The 775-nt window shown below is 67.4% G+C and carries 2 pseudogenes; both read right to left on the bottom strand.

What is annotated here, in order from left to right:
* Positions 1–184 (bottom strand): annotated as a pseudogene (locus MKK84_RS24090) (pyridoxamine 5'-phosphate oxidase); the annotation flags it as partial.
* A gap of 35 nt (positions 185–219) precedes the next feature.
* Positions 220–775: pseudogene (locus MKK84_RS24085) on the bottom strand (porin); the annotation flags it as partial.

Genomic DNA, 775 nt, shown 5'->3' with positions numbered 1-775 from the left:
GTCCCGGCGAGCGCTGCACCGGCTCGGCCACGCGCCTCTGAATGTATTGGGGGCAGTTGCCGAAGCTCTGGGCGACGGCAATCGTCATCCCATCCCCGACGCGCCGCACGATGCGGCCGTTGGCCCGGTTGCGCCGACGCGTCGCGAAATCGAGGCCGAGCAGGCCGGCCTCGGCGCCCGGCACGAGCCTTTGGGAACAACCGATCTCGATTGGGGAAATCAGAAGTCGCGCTGGACGCGGAACCGGACCTGCGAGACCGAGTCCTGCGTGGCGGTACGGACCGCGAAGGTGCCGTTGTTGATGCCGGCGATGTTGGCGTAAGCGGTCGGGCTCTTGTCGAGATCGATCGCCCGGCCGTTCTTCAGGCCGATCTGGGTGTAGAAGGCCTCGACGCCGATGTCGAGATCCTTGACCGGCGACCAGATGATGCTGCCACCCGCCACGAACTGGTAGGTGTCGCGCAGCGCCTGGCTCAGGTTGTAGAACCGGGTGCCGGGCACGCCGACGGCGTTCGAGCCGAACGGGTTGCTGCCAGCGAGACCGCTCACGAGGTTGTAGATCGCGCCCTGGGCGAGGCGCGCGCCCTGCGAGAAGCTCTGCTCGCCGTAGGAGCCGAAGAAGGCCGAGCGCCACTCCGGCGTCCAGTAGTGCAGGTACGAGGCGACCGCCGTGAAGCTGGTCGAGGTCTGCAGCTGGCCGGTGAACGGGTTGACCGTCGCGTCAGCGAAGTACTGGGCGAACTTCTGGCCCTGGATGGTCGTGGTGCTCTGCGTG

Origin of the sequence: Methylobacterium sp. E-065 (genome assembly GCF_022829605.1) — a bacterium.
Taxonomy (GTDB): Bacteria; Pseudomonadota; Alphaproteobacteria; order Rhizobiales; family Beijerinckiaceae; genus Methylobacterium.
This window is presented reverse-complemented; position numbering and strand designations above follow the sequence as displayed.